Origin of the sequence: Streptomyces sp. NPDC050448 (assembly GCF_040655295.1) — a bacterium.
Classification (GTDB): Bacteria; Actinomycetota; Actinomycetes; order Streptomycetales; family Streptomycetaceae; genus Streptomyces.
Window position 1 is genome coordinate 74,516 of record NZ_JBFAJR010000027.1, and the last position, 16,653, is coordinate 91,168.

Here is a 16,653-nt window from a genome sequence, read left to right on the forward strand (position 1 = left end):
AGGACGTTTCCCACGCTGGGAGTTGGCCAATTCCTGGCCGGAACCGACCGAACGTTCCGCCGTCTCCTGACTTCTCGTGCCGCGCGTGGGACCCTGCGCCCGATCCGCACCGACAGCTCTTCACCCCCACCCTGCCCGCTCCGACGGGACCGGGCACGGCAGAAGGAGTCCTGCGTGAATCGTCATCGCACGGCAGCATCGGTCCTCATGGCGGCGGGCGCCCTGATCGCGGGCGCGCTGACGGCGGCCACCCCCTCGGCCGCCGCCGAGGCCCCGGCCTCGTTCAAGCAGCAGCACAGCCGGGGCTTCTGGACCGCCGAGCGGATGCGCAGCGCCACCCCGCTGGACGTGGCGGCAGCGCCCGGGACCGGGCGTGCGCCGGTAGCGACCTCGGCCCGGCCCACGGCGGTCGCCCCGACGGCGGCGTCCTCTGCGGCGGCCTCCCCGACCGCCTCCCCGACGGCGTTCCCGCAGGCGGGCGGCGCGTGGACGGGCGGCGGCGCGGTGGTGAAGACCTCGGGCCGGGTCTTCTTCACCTTCGGCGACCGCACCGCGTCCTGCTCCGGCGACTCGATCAGCAGCGCCAACGGCAGCACGGTCATCACCGCCGGCCACTGCGTGAAATACCAGGGCACCTGGCACACCAACTGGATCTTCGTCCCCGCGTACGACAACGGGAACGCGCCCTACGGCCAGTGGTCTGCCACCAAGACCTTCGCGACCGACCAGTGGGCCGCCAGCGAGGACATGAACATGGACGTCGGCCTCGCCGTCGTCGCCCCGCTGAACGGCCAGAAGCTGAGCCAGGTCGTCGGCGCCCAGGGGATCCTGTTCAACGGCGGCTACAACAAGAAGATGTACTCCTTCGGCTTCCCGGCGGCCGCCCCCTACGACGGCACCAAGCTGGTCTACTGCAGCGGGAACACCAGCAAGGACTTCCTGCTGACCAAGGACCACGGCCTGGGCTGCAACATGACCGGCGGCTCCAGCGGCGGCCCCTGGTTCCAGGACTTCAACGAGTCCACGGGCCTGGGTACCCAGGTCTCGGTGAACAGCTTCGGCTACAACTTCCTGCCCAACCGGATGTTCGGCCCGTACTTCGGCAACGAGGCGAAGGCGGCCTACGACAACGCCCAGAATTCCTGACCCAGCCGCCCCCCGCCTGCCGGTACTCTGTACCGGCCAGGTGGGTTGCCCGAGCGGCCTAAGGGAACGGTCTTGAAAACCGTCGTGGCAGCGATGTCACCGTGGGTTCAAATCCCACACCCACCGCACCAGGTCGGCGAACGTGCTGATCAGAAGGGGTGTCCCTCACGGAGGGGCACCCCTTCGGCGTTGTGCGGGCCGTGCCCGGGGCCGGCAGGTCCGCCTGAGCCGAGGAAGACCTAGGGGGTGTCCGGCGGATCATGGCCGGGCCCGGGCCTCCCCCAGACTCCGTCCGGGGGGACCCCCAGGCACCGCGCCTTGCCGCGTTGTCGTCGGTCGCCAATATCCCCCAGCTACCGCTGGGAGGTGCCCCCACCGCATTGGCTCCCTCCTCCGCCTTGCAATCCACGGCACCAGACGACCCGGACTATCCGGCCCTGATCCGCCGGACACCCCCTAGACCAGAACCGCCCGCCAGTCGTTGCTCGCGTGCCACTGGCCGGGCGGGTACTCGAACCGGGTCTCGCCGAGCAGTACGAAGCCTGCAGTGCGGCAGACGCCGTTGGATGCCCCGTGTCCGACGGACGGGAAGGCGTGGAGGTGGCGGCGCGTGCCGTGCGCGCCCGCATGGGCGATCACCGTGCGGGCTGCCCTCGCGGCGAGGCCGCGGCCCTGGAACTCGGGGAGGATGCCCCAACCGGTCTCGTAAACCTCCTCGCCCTTCCAGACGCGCTCCCAGAAGCCGATGGTGCCCACGCTCTGGTCCTCGGCGACGATCCGGAACATCCGTCCGGCCGCCGGCTCGCCGGCGCTCATCGCCAGGTACCGCTGATGGCGGTCGTTGAGTTTGGCTTCGGTCTCCGGGCCGCCGAGGTGCTCGGTCATGGCGGGCTCGTTCTTGCGGAGCAGGAGCCAGAAGTCGTCTTCGGCCCATGGCTCGAGCCGTAGGGAGGTATCCATGCCGCCACGGTAGGCGCCCGGTCCGACCGGCGGCCACGGGATTGCCGCCCCGCACCAGGTCGGCCGCGGCGCCGGGCGGAAGGGGCGTCCCGGGTCAGGGCGCCCCGTCGTCATGGGCGGGGCGCGTCCGGGGTGCGGAGGCGGCCCGGGGTCGTGCCGAGGCGCTGTCGCAGCAGGGTGGTGAGGGTCGAGGCGTTCTCGTAGCCGACGCGGCGGGCCACGGCCTCGGTGGGGAGGTCGGTGGTGCGCAGCAGGTGGGCGGCCTGTTCGAGCCGGATGGTCTGGGCGAACCGCAGGGGCGATACCCCCAGCACCCGGTCCACGGCCCGCTGCAGGGTCCGTTCGCCGACGCCGACCGCCCGGGCCGCGTCGGCCATCCGCAGGGGTTCGTCGATGTGCTGTCGCACCCAGCGCTCGAAGGCGCTGACCGTGGGATCGGTGCGGGCGAGGTGGCTGGGGATCGCGTAACCGGCCTGCGTGGGGCGGTCGTCGACCACCAGGTAGCGGGCCGTGAGCTCCGCCAGTACGGGGCTCGCCTGCCGGACCAGCGCGAGCGCGAGGTCGAGGTGGGCCATGGCGGCGCCGGCGGTGATCACTCCGTCGGCGTGGGCCAGCATGTTGCTCTCGTCCAGTGCCACGTGCGGGTAGGCCTGCCGGAAGGCCGGAGCCAGCCACCAACTGGTGGTGGCGCAGAGCCCGTCCAGCACCCCCGCCTCGGCGAGGAGGAACGTGCTGGTGCAGGCTGCGGCCAGGGGGACGCCCTCGGCCCGGGCCTGCCGGAGGGCCTCGCGTTCCGGGCCGCGCTCCGCCGACGCCACCCAGTGCCGCGGCGCGGTACGACACGGCAGAAGGAGAACTTCCATGACCAGCGCTTCCGTCCCCGAGACCACTCGCGTCGGCCTGCTCGCCCGGATCGAGGCCAAGCCGGAGCACGCCGCCGACGTGGAGGGCCTCCTCACCGGTGCCCTCGCCCTGGCCCAGGAAGAAACCGGCACCACGGTCTGGTTTGCCCTGCGGCTCGGCCCGACCACGTTCGGAATCTTCGACGCCTTCGGCAGCGACGCGGACCGCACCGCCCACCTCCAGGGCAGGATCGCCGCGGCCCTCATGGAGAACGCCCCGAAGCTGCTCGCCGAGGCCCCCGAGATCCTCCCGGTCGACATCCTGGCCGCCAAGCTCGCCTGAGGCGTCCACAAGAACACGGCCTTGGCCCCGGTGTCCTTGGCGGTGCCGTATGTGAGCGCCGTCCGGCGGGGCGAGACGCAGGCCGGCTCCCGGCGGTCGAGGTCGACGAGGCCGAAGGCCGGCGCGCGGGTGTTCGCGTGCAGGCTGTCGGCGCCGAGGAGCAGGCCGACCGCGCGGCTCTCGCCGCCGTCGAAGACCACCTCGACGCCGGGGCCACGCCGAGGGCGGCGCCCCGGACGTCGTCAACGCCTCGGCGTCTCGGCCCGCTCGCGGCACCCGGAAGGTGGTGTTACGCCCTTTGAGTGGTGTTTGTCGGAAGATCGGCGCGCATGGTGGGGACGCTGCGGTTGCGAACACATCATGACGAATGTATGCAGATCCGCCCGTCGGAACATCGCGAAACAAGGGACCCGTCATGGCTCACCGCATCACCGTCACGTTGATCTGGACCGCAGTCCTCGCCGCGCTCGTGGCGCTCCTCGCCTCCCTCGGGTTCGGTGCGAAGGCCGCCCCGGCCGCCGCCTCCGACCCTGCCCCCTCCCGCCGCGCGGCCGCCGCCGTACGCGGGCCGGCCCGGCCGATGGGACGCCGGACGTGGCGGGCGATGATGCGGGGCGGATCGCTCCCGCCGACCATCAAGCAGCGGATCCGCGCCGAGGCGCACGGCAAGGCCCCGTCGGTCCGCCGCTCGACCACCGCCGCCTCCCTGACCGGGGGGACCGCCGGAGCCGGCCGCGAAGGGCTCGAGCTGGTCGCGTAGCACCCGTACGGAGTCCCGCCCGACACCTCGCACGAACGCAACAGGCAGTACCCGGCAGGCGGTACACGGCAGGACGCAGCACGCAGGACGCAGTACGAGATCCAGAGCGGCAACGGCAGTATCACCAACACCAGCAGGCGCTGGAGCCCGGTCGGCAGGTCGCGACCGAGGATCGCGTCGGCGATGTGCCCCCGGAGTGGGGCGCGGCGGGATGACCCCGGCGTGCGCTGGGGGCGCGCAGGGGGCGTGAAGCTTGGCATGGCAGGGCCGCAGGCCCGGGAGACGGTGGGGTTCCCGGACGGCGCGGCTCTTTTCGGCATGTTCGGCGCACATGAGTTTGAGGGAACGTTTCAGCTCGTGCGTGGCGGCGGTCTCAATCCCCTCCAAGGCGCTGACCTGGGCCGTTGGGGATGCGAATGAGGTTTATCCGATGTTGCTCATGCTTGCGGGGGAATCGTGGACTCCGGGGTGGTTCGCCGGGGATTCGCTGGGCAACTCTGGTCTCGCGACGTCGTCATCACGCGGAAAGACCGGGGCGGTCGGCCAACTGCCTTGGAATAACCCCCACTTCGGTTTTCTGGAGGATTCAGACATGGCAAGCATCCGTACCGCCCGCGTCATCGCCGCCGTCGCCGCACTCCCCCTCGCCGTCGCCGTCTTCGGCGGGGTGGCCTCGGCCGACGACGGCTCCTTCGCGAACGACGGATCGAATGCGAGCGCGGCCGGCATCACCGGCAGCGGTGTCGGCGGGAACAACCACGGCAACTCGTCCACCTCCCAGCAGGTCGCCACCGGCTCCGGTGCGTCCAACCAGAACAACACCGCGCAGGTCAACGGCTCGGCCTTCACGGCGATCCACCAGGCCGACTCGAACGTCGCGGTCGACTTCTTCCCCTGGCCGTAGGCGCTCCCCGGGTCCTCTGAGTGCTGAGGGCGCCTGGGTCACCGGACCGGCTGGGGTCCGGTGGCACAGGCGCCCTCGCGCGTCCGCGCGCCGATCCGGCCGGGCCCTCCCGGGATCCTGGGCGGCGGCCCTCCCGGGATCCGGATGCAGCCCTCCCGGGACTCTCCCGACCTTGACATCGACAGGGAATCTGACGGACAGTCAGCTTCACTCGATGATGTGATGCCGGGAGGCCAGCGCCGTGCACCTCGCCCCGACCGAAGGCCAGTTGCGGCTCCGCGCCGAACTGCGGGAGTACTTCCACGATCTGCTGCCGGACGGGCCCCCCGAGGACCCCGCCGCCCAGCGTGCACTGCTGCGCCGCATCGGCGCGGACGGGCTGCTCGGCCTCGGCTGGCCCGCCGAGTACGGAGGCCAAGGCCGCGGTCCCGACGAGCAGTTCGTGTTCTTCGACGAGGCCTACCGGGCCGGCGCACCCGTCTCCATGGTCACCCTGAACACCGTCGGCCCGACCCTGATGAAGTACGGGACCCCGGAGCAGAAGGACTACTTCCTGCCCCGGATCCTGCGCGGCGAGACCGTCTTCGCCATCGGCTACTCGGAGCCCGAGGCCGGCACGGACCTCGCCTCCCTGCGCACCCGCGCCGTACGCGACGGAGCCGACTGGGTCGTCGACGGGCAGAAGATCTTCACCTCCAACGCCCAGAACGCGGACTGGATCTGGCTCGCCTGCCGCACCGATCCCGACGCCCCCAAGCACAAGGGCATCTCGATCATCCTGGTGCCCACCGACGCCCCCGGCTTCGCGTGGACCCCGATCGACACGGTCGGCGGCCTCACGACCACGTCGACGTACTACGACTCCCTCCGCGTGCCCGCCGGCAACCTCGTCGGCCCCGAGCACGGCGGCTGGGGCCTGATCACCAACCAGCTCAACCACGAGCGCGTGGCCCTCGCCGCCATCGGCATGCAGGCCGAGGACTTCTACACGTGCGCGCTCCGCCACGCCCGCACCCCCGATCCGGTCACCGGCGACCGCCCCGCCGACCGCCCCTGGGTGCAGTCCCGGCTCGCCGAGGCACACGCCCGGCTGGCCGCCGTACGCCTCCTCAACTGGCGCCTCGTCCAGGACGTGGGCGGCGGCACCCTGGCCCCCGGCGACGCGAGCGGCGTCAAGTTCCTCGGCACCGAGTCCACCGTCGAGGTGTACCGGATGTGCCAGGAGGTGGTGGGCGAGGAGGCCCTCGTACGGGGGCCCGCGGCCTTCGCCGGCGGCGAGCTGGAACGGATGAACCGGGCCGCCCAGATCAACACCTTCGGCGGCGGAGTCAGCGAGGTCCAGCGGGAGATCGTCGCCATGATGCGGCTCGGCATGAAGGGGAGGAAGCGGTGACCACCACGGCGGACCAGGCGCCGGGCGCCGAGGAGGCGGCCCGGTTCCACGCGTTGCTCAAGGCCTTCGAGGGGCAGCCCGCAGCCACCGCGGGCCAGGGCAAGGACCCGGTCAACCAGCCCATGATCCGCCACTGGTGCGAGGCGATGGGCGATGCCGACCCCGCCTACACCGGACCGGACGCCATCGCCCCGCCCACGATGCTCCAGGCCTGGACGATGGGCGGGCTCTCCGGCCACGGTGACCGCTCCTCCGCCTACGACGAGCTGCTCGGGCTGCTCGACGGCGCGGGCTGCACCTCCGTGGTGGCCACCGACTGCGAGCAGGAGTACCTGCGTCCGCTGCGCCCCGGCGACACGGTCACCTTCGACGCCGTCATCGAGTCCGTGTCCCCGCGCAAGACGACCAAGCTGGGCACCGGCCACTTCGTGACCACCCGCATGGACGTCCGCGCGGACGGCGAACTCGCCGGGACCCACCGCTTCCGGATCCTCAAGTACGCGCCCGCCGCCGCACGCGCGAGCAAGCCCGCCGCCCGGCGCCCCCGCCCGGTCGTCAACCGCGACAACCAGGGTTTCTGGGACGGGGTCGCGGACCACAAGCTGCTGATCCAGCGCTGTACCGCCTGCGCGACCCTCCGCTTCCCGTGGCTGCCCGGCTGCAACGCCTGCGCGAGCCTGGACTGGGACACCGTCGAGGCCTCCGGCGCCGGCACGGTGTTCAGTTACGTCGTCATGCACCACCCGCCCTTCCCGGCATTCACCGCGCATGAAGATGCCGCTGCCGCGGCGGGTCCGTACGCGGTCGCCCTCGTCGAACTCGCCGAGGGCGTCCGGATGGTCAGCAACATCACCGGCGTCCCGTACGACAAGGTGCGCATCGGTCTGCCCGTGCAACTGGAGTTCCTGCGGGTCGACGAGGACCTCGAGCTGCCGGTCTTCCGAGGGAGCGAGGGCTGATGGACTTCCACCCCACCGAGGAGCAGGCCGCGGCGGCCGGACTCGCCGCCCGGATCTTCCGCGACCTCGCCACCCACGAACGCCTCGCCGCCGCAGGCACCGGCAGCGACGCCGAGCTGTGGAAGGCCCTCACCGGCGCCGGGCTGACCGCCGTCGTGGAGGACGTCGGCCTGCTCGGCCTGGTGCTGCTGCTGGAGGAGCAGGGCCGCACCACCGCACAGGTCCCGTACGCCGCCACCTGCGTGTACGGGATCCTGACCGTCGCCGCGCACGGCAGCGCCGAGCAGCGCGCGCGGCTGCTGCCCGCCCTGGGCTCGGGCGAGGCGGTGGCCACCGGCGCCTTCCCGGGAGGTGGCCGCATCACCGCTTCGCCGGCCGGCCGGCTGACCGGGACCGCCCCCGTCGTGCCCTGGCTGCGCGATGCCACGCATGTGCTGGTCCCGGACGCCGACCGGGCCCTGTGGCTCGTACGGACGGACGCGCCCGGCGTCGGGACGCCGGGGGTGGAGACCACCGCCCCCTGGTCGGCGGGGCGGCTGACCCTGGCCGGGGCCGAGGCGGAGCGGCTCGGGGACGGCCGGGCCTACGACGAGGTCCTGGCCACGGCCCGCACCGCCTTCGCCGGGCTGCAGGCGGGGGTGTGCGCCGGCTCCCTGGCCCGTGCGGTCGAGTACACCTCCACGCGCGAGCAGTTCGGCCGGCCGCTCTCCACGAACCAGGGCGTCATGCTGCGGGCGGCCGACGCGCACATGGACACGGAGGCGATCCGGGTCACCGCCTACGAGGCGGCCTGGCGGATCGACGAGGGGCTTCCGGCACGCGAGCACGCCCTGACCGCGGCCTGGTGGGCCTCGGAGGCGGGCAAGCGGGTCGTGCACGCGGGCCAGCACCTGCACGGCGGAATGGGCGCCGACCTGGACCATCCCGTCCACCGGCACTTCCTCTGGGGGCGCCAGTTGGACGCGTACCTGGGCTGCGGCAGCGAGCTGCTGGCCGAACTGGGCGCGCTCCTGTCCGACCACGCCGCACCCGAGGGGGACGACGCATGAACGTCGGCGACACACTGGCGCCGCTGGAGATCCCGGTGACCCGCACGCTGATCGTCGCGGGCGCGATCGCCTCCCGCGACTACCAGGACGTCCACCACGACGCCTCGCTCGCGCGCGCGAAGGGCTCCCCGGACATCTTCATGAACATCCTGACCACCAACGGCCTGGTCGGCCGGTACATCACGGACCGCCTCGGGCCGGGCGCCGTCCTGCGCAAGGTGGTCATCCGCCTCGGCGCACCCAATCACCCCGGCGACACCATGGTCCTGACCGGCACGGTGGTCGCCGTCGACGGGGACACCGTGGAGATCCGGGTCGTCGGCGCCAACGGCATCGGCCACCACGTCACCGGCACGGTCACCGCGCAGGTGGCGGCATGAGCGTCCGCCGCCGCGACACGCTCGGCGGGCGCGCCGCTATCGCCGGCATCGGCGCCACCGAGTTCTCCAAGGACTCCGGCCGCAGTGAACTGCGGCTCGCCGTCGAGGCCGTGCACGCCGCCCTCGACGACGCCGGGCTGACCCCCGCCGACGTCGACGGCATGGTCACCTTCACCATGGACACCAACCCCGAGATCACCGTGGCCCAGGCCGCGGGCATCGGGGACCTCTCGTTCTTCTCCCGCATCCACTACGGCGGCGGCGCGGCCTGCGCCACCGTCCAGCAGGCCGCCCTCGCCGTCGCCACCGGGGTCGCGGAGGTCGTGGTCTGCTACCGCGCCTTCAACGAGCGCTCCGGCCGGCGCTTCGGCTCCGGCGTGCAGCAGCGCGAGCCCTCGGCGGAGGGCGCGGCGCTCGGCTGGTCGCTGCCCTGGGGGCTGCTCACCCCGGCCTCCTGGGTGGCCATGACCGCCCAGCGCTACCTGCACACCTACCACTTGACCCCCGAGGCCTTCGGCCATGTCGCCGTCACCGACCGCCGGCACGCAGCGAACAACCCCGCCGCGTACTTCCACGGCAAGCCCATCACCCTCGCCGACCACGCCGCCTCGCGCTGGATCGTCGAACCGCTGCGGCTGCTGGACTGCTGCCAGGAGACGGACGGCGGCCAGGCGCTGATCGTCACCAGCACCGAGCGGGCCCGGGACCTGCGCCACGCGCCCGCCGTGATCACCGCGGCCGCGCAGGGCGCCGGCCGCCGCCAGGAGGGCATGACCTCCTTCTACCGCGACGACCTCACCGGCCTGCCGGAGATGGACGTGGTGGCCCGGCAGCTGTGGCGGACCAGCGGACTGCGGCCCTCGGACATCGGCGTCGGCATCCTCTACGACCACTTCACCCCCTTCGTCCTGATGCAGCTTGAGGAGTTCGGCTTCTGCAAGCCCGGCGAGGCCGCCGACTTCGTGGCCGCGGACGCGCTGCCGCTCAACACCCACGGCGGCCAGCTCGGGGAGGCGTACCTGCACGGCATGAACGGCATCGCCGAGGCCGTCCGCCAGCTGCGCGGCACTTCCGTCAACCAGGTGGCGGGAGCCGCCCGTGCCCTGGTCACGGCCGGTACCGGGGTGCCGACGTCCGGACTGATCCTCGGCGCCGACGACTGAGGCCCGCCTCCGGGCCGGCCCCCGGGCGGGCCCTTGGCGGGGTCCTCGGTCCATCCCCCGGGCCGCCCCGGCTCGCCCCGTCTCCTCCACCTTCAGGAGGTGGGGCGAACCCCACCCCTACAACCTGAGATGGATCCAGCTTCGGCACTTGCGGCCGATCCCAGGCGTGGACCGCGCTTCTAGCGTGGAGCCATGACCACGCCTGTGTGCACGCTCGCCTCGAATCCGACGCCGTACCCGTCGTTCTCGGCGTACGTCCGGACCCGCGGCACGGTCCTGATGCGCACCGCACGCTCGCTCACCGCCAACCCGTGCGATGCCGAGGACCTGCTGCAGACGGCCCTCGCCAAGACGTACGTCGCCTGGGACCGCATCGAGGACCACCGCGCCCTCGACGGTTACGTCCGGCGGGCCCTGGTCAACACCCGTACCTCGCAGTGGCGCAAACGCAAGGTCGACGAGTTCGCCTGCGACGAGCTCCCGGAGGCCGAGGACACGCCGGCATCCGACCCCGCCGAGGCGCAGGCGCTGCGCGACGCGATGTGGCGCGCGGTGACCCGGCTGCCCGACCGGCAGCGCGCCATGGTCGTCCTGCGCTACTACGAGGACCTGAGCGAGGCGCAGACCGCCGAGCTGCTCGGGGTCTCGATCGGCACCGTCAAGAGCGCCGTCTCGCGCGCGCTGGTCAAGCTCCGCGACGACCCGGAGCTCACCCCGATCCGCTGAACGGCCGATGTTTCACGTGAAACACGGTGCCCCCGCCCTGTGCGCCATGCACCGCGGGCCCGCCCCCGGTCTGTGCACGACGCCACTCCAGGGACCCGAACAGCGATTACTTGCCGCCTTTGTACCCCCGGGTAGTGACATGCCGACCGGTACGTGCGCAGAATCGGCAGCATCCGTAGCCGCCGCAGCGCCGCAGCGCCCACCGGGAGGACGCTTTGCTGAGCACCATGCAGGACGTACCGCTCCTCGTCACCCGCATCCTCCAGCACGGGATGACGATCCACGGGAAATCCCAGGTCACGACCTGGACCGGGGAGGCCGAGCCGCACCGCCGCAGCTTCGCCGAGATCGGTACCCGAGCCACCCGCCTCGCCAACGCCCTGCGTGACGGGCTGGGCGTCCAGCAGGACGACCGGGTGGCCACCCTGATGTGGAACAACGCGGAGCACGTCGAGGCGTACTTCGCGATCCCCTCCATGGGCGCCGTCCTGCACACCCTCAACCTGCGGCTGCCTCCCGAGCAGCTGGTCTTCATCGTCAACCACGCGGCCGACCGGGTCGTCCTGGTCAACGGGAGCCTGCTGCCGCTGCTCGCGCCGCTGCTGCCGCACCTGCCGACCATCGAGCACGTGGTGGTCTCCGGCATCGGCGACCGCTCCGCGCTCGACGGGCTGAACGTACGCGTCCACGAGTACGAGGAGCTCCTGGAGGGCCGCCCCGACAGCTACGACTGGCCGGAGCTGGACGAGCGCCAGGCCGCCGCCATGTGCTACACCTCCGGCACCACCGGCGACCCCAAGGGCGTCATCTACTCCCACCGCTCGATCTACCTGCACTCCATGCAGGTCAACATGACCGAGTCGATGGGCCTGACCGACAAGGACACCAGCCTCGTCGTCGTCCCGCAGTTCCACGTGAACGCCTGGGGCCTGCCCCACGCCACCTTCATGACCGGCATCAACCTGCTGATGCCGGACCGGTTCCTGCAGCCCGCCCCGCTCGCCGAGATGATCGAGCGGGAGAAGCCCTCGCACGCCGCGGCCGTCCCCACCATCTGGCAGGGGCTGCTCGCCGAGGTCACCGCCCACCCGCGCGACCTCACCTCCATGAAGCAGGTCACCATCGGCGGTGCGGCCTGTCCGCCCTCCCTGATGGAGGCCTACGACAAGCTCGGCGTACGCCTCTGCCACGCCTGGGGCATGACCGAGACCTCCCCGCTGGGCACCATGGCGCACCCGCCGGCCGGCCTGAGCGCCGAGGAGGAGTGGCCGTACCGGGTCACCCAGGGCCGCTTCCCGGCGGGCGTCGAGCCGCGCCTGGTGGGCCCCGGGGGCGACATACTGCCCTGGGACGGCGAGTCGGCGGGCGAGCTCGAGGTGCGCGGCACCTGGATCGCGGGCGCCTACTACGGCGGTTCCTCCGGCGAACCGCTGTGCCCCGAGGACAAGTTCAGCGCGGACGGCTGGCTCAAGACCGGCGACGTCGGCGTGATCAGCCCCGACGGGTACCTCACGCTGACCGACCGCGCCAAGGACGTCATCAAGTCCGGCGGCGAGTGGATCTCCAGCGTGGAGCTCGAGAACGCGCTGATGGCGCACCCCGAAGTCGCCGAGGCGGCCGTCGTCGCCGTACCGGACGACAAGTGGGGCGAGCGCCCGCTGGCCACCGTCGTCCTCAGGGAGGGCGCGACCGTGGACTACGCGGGGCTGCGCGTCTTCCTCGGCCAGTCCATCGCGAAGTGGCAGCTGCCCGAGCGCTGGACCATCGTCGCGGCCGTGCCGAAGACCAGCGTCGGCAAGTTCGACAAGAAGGTGATCCGCAAGCGGTACGCGGACGGCGAGCTGGAAGTCACCAAGCTCGACTGACACCACCGACCCGCTGACACCACCGACCCGACCGCCCCGACCCAGCGGCGAGCGGCGCCTGCTTAGCCCCGGCCGGCCTTCGTCAGCCAGGGCCGCAGCAGCCTGCTGACGGCGGGCATCGCCAGGTAGGTCATCAGCGTGCTGAAGACGACGGCGAAGGCGGCCGTCCGCAGGACGAAGTGCAGGTTCACCAGGTACGGCCCGAGCACCGCGTTGCCGGCGAGTGAGATCGGGAAGATGGCCAGCCCCGAGCTGATCGCCATCTTCCACCGCGGCGGCGCGGGCCGGGTCGTACCCGGCTTCGCGAACCAGGTCTCCATGCCGTGCAGTTCGCGCCGGGCTGTCTCGGTGTGGTGGTGGCCCAGGCAGTTGGAGAACCACTGGGCCCGCTCGGCGGAGTCCTGCCACCGCTGGAACGCGGCCTGGTCCTGGAAGCGGTGGACCAGGAACCAGGGTCCGCCGTCCGTCGCCGGACGGAACAGCCCGTACCCCAGGTGCCCCGGGAAGGTCGCAGCCGTCTCCAGGATGCCGTGGGCCCAGGCCTCGAACGCCTCCTCGTGGCCCGGCTCCACCTGCCGGGCGATGAGCAGGTTCACCTCCCCGTTGTCGGCGGGGACGGTGTGCTCGGTCGTGTCGATGAGGGCCATCGGGCCAGGATGACTAGTTCGTGCCGATCTTGGCGAGCAGATCCACGATGCGGCCCTGGACGTCCGCCGTGGTGGACCGCTCGGCGAGGAAGAGCACGCTCTCCCCGGAGGCCAGCCGCGGCAGTTCGGCCGGGTCGATGCCCGCGGTCGTGTAGACGACCAGCGGCGTCCGGTTGAGCTGCCCGTTGGCGCGCAGCCAGTCCACGATCCCGGACCGGCGGCGCCGGACCTGCATCAGGTCCATGACCACCAGGTTGGGCCGCATCCGCGTCGCCAGCTCCACCGCGTCGGTGTCCGCGCCCGCCCGTGCGACCTGGAGGCCGCGCCGTTCCAGGGCGGCGGTCAGCGCGATCGCGATCGCGTCGTGCTCCTCGATCAGCAGCACCCGGGAAGGGTGCTGCTCGCTGTCGCGCGGCGCGAGCGCCTTGAGGAGGACGGCCGGGTCGGCCCCGTACGCCGCCTCACGCGTGGCGTGCCCCAGCCCGGCCGTGACCAGTACGGGCACCTCCGCGGCCACCGCGGCCTGGCGCAGGGACTGCAGGGCGGTCCGGGTGATCGGCCCGGTCAGCGGGTCCACGAACAGCGCGGCGGGGAACGCGGCGATCTGCGCGTCCACCTCCTCGCGGGAGTGCACGATCACCGGGCGGTAGCCGCGGTCGCTGAGCGCCTGCTGGGTCTGCACGTCGGGCGCCGGCCACACCAGGAGGCGGCGCGGGTTGTCCAGGGGCTCCGGAGGCAGCTCGTCGTCCACGGGCAGCGGCACGGGCCGGTTGACCACCTCGACGGCGCCCCCGGGCCCGTCCAGCGGCTCGGGGCCCTCGTCGGCGCCCGCCTCGGGGGCTCCTATCGCGAACGCCCGGCCCTGGGGCGCGGGCTCGGCGAGCCGGCGCCGACGGCCGGAGCCGCCCGTGCCGCCTGCGCCGTTGGTGCTTCCGGAGTCGACCGAGATGCCCTGGCCGAGGGTGCCGAGGGCGCGCACGCTGATCGGCTGTGCGGCCTCCGCCGGGGTGTCCTGCGGCTGCCGGGCCCCGGGTACGGCAGCCTGGCTGGCTGCCTCCTCGTCCTCGGGAGTGGTCCGGGCCGCCGGAACCGGCCAGGCCGGAGTGGCGGGCAGCGCACGCCGTCGGCCGGTCGGGGGTACGGGTTCCTCCGCGGCCGGCTGCGCGGCGGGGGCCGCGGGCTCGGCACCGGGCGCGCCCAGCACCCGGCGCCCGCGCCGCCCGGCAGGGGCGTCGCCCTCGGCCTCGCCGGGAGCGGGGGCCGGACCGGCCATGGCGGGGGTCTGCGCTGTGGCCGGAGCAGGGACCGGGCCCTGAGCCGGTGCGGGAGCCGGTGCCGGAGCCGATGACGGGCCGGCGGGCAGCGCGAAGCCGCCCTCCGGGGCAATGGGCCTCGCGGGGGCCTGCGGGGCGGCCGGAGCCGGCCCGAGCCCCGTCGCGGGTACGGGACCGCCGGGCTGCGGCGGGGCCGCGGGACCCAGCGCCCGCCGGCGCCCTGCGGGATGCTCCGTCACCGGAACCGGCGGTACGGCAGGCGTCGGCGGTACGGGCGGCAAAGGCGAGCCCGGCGGTACGGGCGGCACCGGCGAGCCCGGACCCGGCGGCACCGGCGAGCCCTGCGGCATCGGGGGCCCACCGGGAGCGGGAGACGCCTGCGGCACCGGCGGCAGCGCGGGCATGGCGGTGCCCTGCGGGCGCACGGGCCGGCCGGGACCGCCCTGGGCGCCCTCGCCGCCGCTGTTTCCGCTTCCGTCGCCGTCGCGGCCGCGCCGGCGTCCGGTGCCCAGGCCCGCCGGGTTCACCGGGGACTGCGCGAGCCCGGGGCCCGTGGCGGGAGCGTCCGGAGCACCGGCCTCGCCCGCTCGCCGCCGCCCGGACGGCAGCGCCAGCGCGCTCCCGCCCTCGGCGGCGCCGTTCGCCTTCGCCTCGTCGGCGGCGTCCTCCAGGAACGCGTCCACCCCGCGCCGGGCCCGCCGCCCCGCGGGGCCCTTCCCCGCGGCCTCGGCGGCCGACGGCTCCTTCGCGGGCTCCGGCTCCGGATCCGGCAGCGTCACCGTGCCGGCTCCCGCGCCCAGCGGCAGCTCCAGCACGTACGCGCCGCCGGGCGCGCCCGGCACCTCCACCGTCTGCAGCACGCCCCCGTGCGCGGTCACGATGCCCCGCACGATCGGCTCGTGCACCGGGTTCCCGCCCTCGTACGGCCCGCGCACCTCGATCCGGACGACCTCGCCCCGCTGAGCGGCGGCGACCACGATCGTCGAGTCGCTGTACCCGCTGCCCTGGCGGGTCTTGCCGGTGGCGTCCACCCCGGCGACGTCCGCGACCAGGTGCGCGAGCGCGTCGGCGATCCGCTCGGCGTCCACTTCGGCCTCGATGGTCGGCGCGTGCACGGCGAACTGCACGCGGCCCGGGCCGATCAGCTCGACCGCGCCGTCGATGCCGGCCGCGACGACCCCGTCGATCAGGACCTTCTTCTTCTTGAGCTTCTCGGTGCCCGAGTCGAGGCGCTGGAACCCGAGTACGTTGTCGACCAGCGCGGTCATCCGGGAGTACCCGGCGGCCAGGTGGTGCAGCAGTTGGTTGGCCTCGGGCCACAGCTGCCCCGCGTCGTCGGCGGCCAGCGTGGCCAGCTCCCCGCGCAGCTCCTCCAGCGGCCCGCGCAGGGACTCGCCGAGGACCGCCAGCAGCTGTGCGTGCCGCGCGGCGAGGGCGTCGTAGGGCCGCCGGTCCGTGAACGTCATGACGGCGCCGACGAGCAGCTCCCCGTCCCGTACGGGCGAGGTGGTCAGGTCGACGGAGACCGGCTGCCCGGCCTTGTTCCACAGCACCTGGCCGCGCACCCGGTGCTTGCGGCCGCTGCGCAGCGTGTCGGCGAGCGGGGACTCCTCGAAGGGGAACGGCGAGCCGTCGGCGCGCGAGTGCTGGATCAGCCCGTGCAGCTCGCGGTTGCCGAGGTCGGTGGCGCGGTACCCGAGGATCTGGGCGGCGGCCGGGTTGACGAGGACGACCCGACCGTCGGTGTCCGTGCCGACGACGCCCTCGGCGGCGGCCCGCAGGATCATCTCGGTCTGCCGCTGCGAGCGTGCCAGCTCGGCCTCGGTGTCCACGGTCTCGGAGAGGTCGCGTACGACGAGCATCAGCAGCTCGTCACCCGTGTAGGGCTGCGGCTCGCGGTAGGCGTCGCGGCCGTCGAGGTGGGCGGCGGTGACCTCGACGGGGAACTCGGTGCCGTCGGTGCGGCGCGCGACCATCCGTTTGGGCCTGGCCCGGCCGCCCTCGTCCTCGCCGGGCCGGCGCATGGAGCCGGGGATCAGCTTGGAGTCGAACTCGGGAAGGAGGTCCAGCACGCCGCGGCCGACGAGCCCGGTACCGGGGCTCTCCATGACCTCGAGGGCGATCGAATTCGCGTTGACGACCGTGCCGTTGGCGTTGACGAGCAACAGCGCGTCCGGAAGAGCGTCGAGTATTGCTGCGAGGCGAGCAGCGCCTCGGGATGGCCTGCTGCTCACGACGAGCT

Annotated in this window: 15 protein-coding genes and 1 tRNA gene; 12 read left to right on the plus strand and 4 right to left on the minus strand. The window is 73.1% G+C overall.

The window, feature by feature from the left end:
- The first annotated feature begins 174 nt into the window (after positions 1 to 174).
- On the plus strand, positions 175 to 1,146 hold the full coding sequence (locus tag AB0I68_RS27385) for a peptidase (RefSeq protein WP_363180036.1): 972 nt from the start codon (positions 175 to 177) through the stop codon (positions 1,144 to 1,146).
- A gap of 39 nt (positions 1,147 to 1,185) precedes the next feature.
- Positions 1,186 to 1,272 (plus strand) — tRNA-Ser (locus AB0I68_RS27390).
- A gap of 330 nt (positions 1,273 to 1,602) precedes the next feature.
- Here the strand turns inward: AB0I68_RS27390 and AB0I68_RS27395 are convergent.
- Together AB0I68_RS27395 and AB0I68_RS27400 are read right to left on the minus strand one after the other, a co-directional pair.
- Positions 1,603 to 2,106: a GNAT family N-acetyltransferase gene (locus AB0I68_RS27395; protein ID WP_363180037.1), complete on the minus strand. Its 504-nt coding sequence runs from the start codon at positions 2,104 to 2,106 to the stop codon at positions 1,603 to 1,605.
- Between the two features lie 110 nt (positions 2,107 to 2,216).
- A complete protein-coding gene (locus AB0I68_RS27400) occupies positions 2,217 to 2,969 on the minus strand; it encodes a helix-turn-helix domain-containing protein (RefSeq protein WP_363180038.1) in 753 nt (250 codons plus the stop codon).
- On the opposite strand from AB0I68_RS27400, the gene AB0I68_RS27405 reads away from it, so the two are divergent.
- From AB0I68_RS27405 to AB0I68_RS27450, 10 genes are all read left to right on the plus strand, one after another.
- Complete coding sequence (locus AB0I68_RS27405) at positions 2,968 to 3,291, plus strand: antibiotic biosynthesis monooxygenase (protein ID WP_363180039.1); 324 nt, start codon at positions 2,968 to 2,970, stop codon at positions 3,289 to 3,291. The genes AB0I68_RS27400 and AB0I68_RS27405 overlap by 2 nt on opposite strands.
- A 415-nt stretch (positions 3,292 to 3,706) precedes the next feature.
- Positions 3,707 to 4,051, plus strand: a complete 345-nt coding sequence (locus AB0I68_RS27410) for a DUF6344 domain-containing protein (protein ID WP_363180040.1) — start codon at positions 3,707 to 3,709, stop codon at positions 4,049 to 4,051.
- A gap of 592 nt (positions 4,052 to 4,643) precedes the next feature.
- On the plus strand, positions 4,644 to 4,955 hold the full coding sequence (locus AB0I68_RS27415) for a hypothetical protein (RefSeq protein ID WP_363180041.1): 312 nt from the start codon (positions 4,644 to 4,646) through the stop codon (positions 4,953 to 4,955).
- Positions 4,956 to 5,196: 241 nt separating this feature from the next.
- Positions 5,197 to 6,348 carry an acyl-CoA dehydrogenase family protein gene (locus AB0I68_RS27420; RefSeq protein ID WP_363180042.1) on the plus strand — a complete coding sequence of 384 codons (1,152 nt, stop codon included), beginning with the start codon at positions 5,197 to 5,199 and terminating at the stop codon, positions 6,346 to 6,348.
- Entirely contained in the window at positions 6,345 to 7,307 is a 963-nt protein-coding gene (locus AB0I68_RS27425) for an OB-fold domain-containing protein (protein WP_363180043.1), read from the plus strand. Before AB0I68_RS27420 ends, AB0I68_RS27425 begins: the two co-directional genes overlap by 4 nt.
- Positions 7,307 to 8,356, plus strand: coding sequence for an acyl-CoA dehydrogenase family protein (locus AB0I68_RS27430; RefSeq protein WP_363180044.1), 1,050 nt, complete (start codon positions 7,307 to 7,309; stop codon positions 8,354 to 8,356). The genes AB0I68_RS27425 and AB0I68_RS27430 overlap by 1 nt, the downstream gene beginning before the upstream one ends.
- Complete coding sequence (locus AB0I68_RS27435; protein WP_363180045.1) at positions 8,353 to 8,736, plus strand: acyl dehydratase; 384 nt, start codon at positions 8,353 to 8,355, stop codon at positions 8,734 to 8,736. Before AB0I68_RS27430 ends, AB0I68_RS27435 begins: the two co-directional genes overlap by 4 nt.
- The gene (locus AB0I68_RS27440) at positions 8,733 to 9,899 is read left to right on the plus strand and encodes a lipid-transfer protein (RefSeq protein ID WP_363180046.1); all 1,167 of its coding nucleotides are present in this window, start codon (positions 8,733 to 8,735) and stop codon (positions 9,897 to 9,899) included. Before AB0I68_RS27435 ends, AB0I68_RS27440 begins: the two co-directional genes overlap by 4 nt.
- Before the next feature lie 192 nt (positions 9,900 to 10,091).
- Positions 10,092 to 10,625, plus strand: a complete 534-nt coding sequence (locus tag AB0I68_RS27445) for a SigE family RNA polymerase sigma factor (protein ID WP_363180047.1) — start codon at positions 10,092 to 10,094, stop codon at positions 10,623 to 10,625.
- A gap of 215 nt (positions 10,626 to 10,840) precedes the next feature.
- The gene (locus tag AB0I68_RS27450; protein WP_363180048.1) at positions 10,841 to 12,490 is read left to right on the plus strand and encodes a long-chain fatty acid--CoA ligase; all 1,650 of its coding nucleotides are present in this window, start codon (positions 10,841 to 10,843) and stop codon (positions 12,488 to 12,490) included.
- Between the two features lie 62 nt (positions 12,491 to 12,552).
- Here the strand turns inward: AB0I68_RS27450 and AB0I68_RS27455 are convergent, their stop codons facing one another.
- Together AB0I68_RS27455 and AB0I68_RS27460 are read right to left on the minus strand one after the other, a co-directional pair.
- Positions 12,553 to 13,137, minus strand: coding sequence for an antibiotic biosynthesis monooxygenase (locus tag AB0I68_RS27455; RefSeq protein WP_363180049.1), 585 nt, complete (start codon positions 13,135 to 13,137; stop codon positions 12,553 to 12,555).
- 13 nt (positions 13,138 to 13,150) lie between these two features.
- A complete protein-coding gene (locus AB0I68_RS27460; protein ID WP_363180050.1) occupies positions 13,151 to 16,645 on the minus strand; it encodes a PAS domain-containing protein in 3,495 nt (1,164 codons plus the stop codon).
- Positions 16,646 to 16,653: the final 8 nt, after the last annotated feature.

Excerpts from the sequence above, each read along its gene's own strand:
- AB0I68_RS27400 (WP_363180038.1), bottom strand. The coding sequence starts at position 2,969 with ATGGAAGTTCTCCTTCTGCCGTGTCGTACCGCGCCGCGGCACTGGGTG.
- AB0I68_RS27440 (WP_363180046.1), top strand. The coding sequence starts at position 8,733 with ATGAGCGTCCGCCGCCGCGACACGCTCGGCGGGCGCGCCGCTATCGCC.
- AB0I68_RS27405 (WP_363180039.1), top strand. The coding sequence starts at position 2,968 with ATGACCAGCGCTTCCGTCCCCGAGACCACTCGCGTCGGCCTGCTCGCC.
- AB0I68_RS27410 (WP_363180040.1), top strand. The coding sequence starts at position 3,707 with ATGGCTCACCGCATCACCGTCACGTTGATCTGGACCGCAGTCCTCGCC.
- AB0I68_RS27395 (WP_363180037.1), bottom strand. The coding sequence starts at position 2,106 with ATGGATACCTCCCTACGGCTCGAGCCATGGGCCGAAGACGACTTCTGG.
- AB0I68_RS27455 (WP_363180049.1), bottom strand. The coding sequence starts at position 13,137 with ATGGCCCTCATCGACACGACCGAGCACACCGTCCCCGCCGACAACGGG.
- AB0I68_RS27435 (WP_363180045.1), top strand. The coding sequence starts at position 8,353 with ATGAACGTCGGCGACACACTGGCGCCGCTGGAGATCCCGGTGACCCGC.
- AB0I68_RS27430 (WP_363180044.1), top strand. The coding sequence starts at position 7,307 with ATGGACTTCCACCCCACCGAGGAGCAGGCCGCGGCGGCCGGACTCGCC.
- AB0I68_RS27445 (WP_363180047.1), top strand. The coding sequence starts at position 10,092 with ATGACCACGCCTGTGTGCACGCTCGCCTCGAATCCGACGCCGTACCCG.
- AB0I68_RS27415 (WP_363180041.1), top strand. The coding sequence starts at position 4,644 with ATGGCAAGCATCCGTACCGCCCGCGTCATCGCCGCCGTCGCCGCACTC.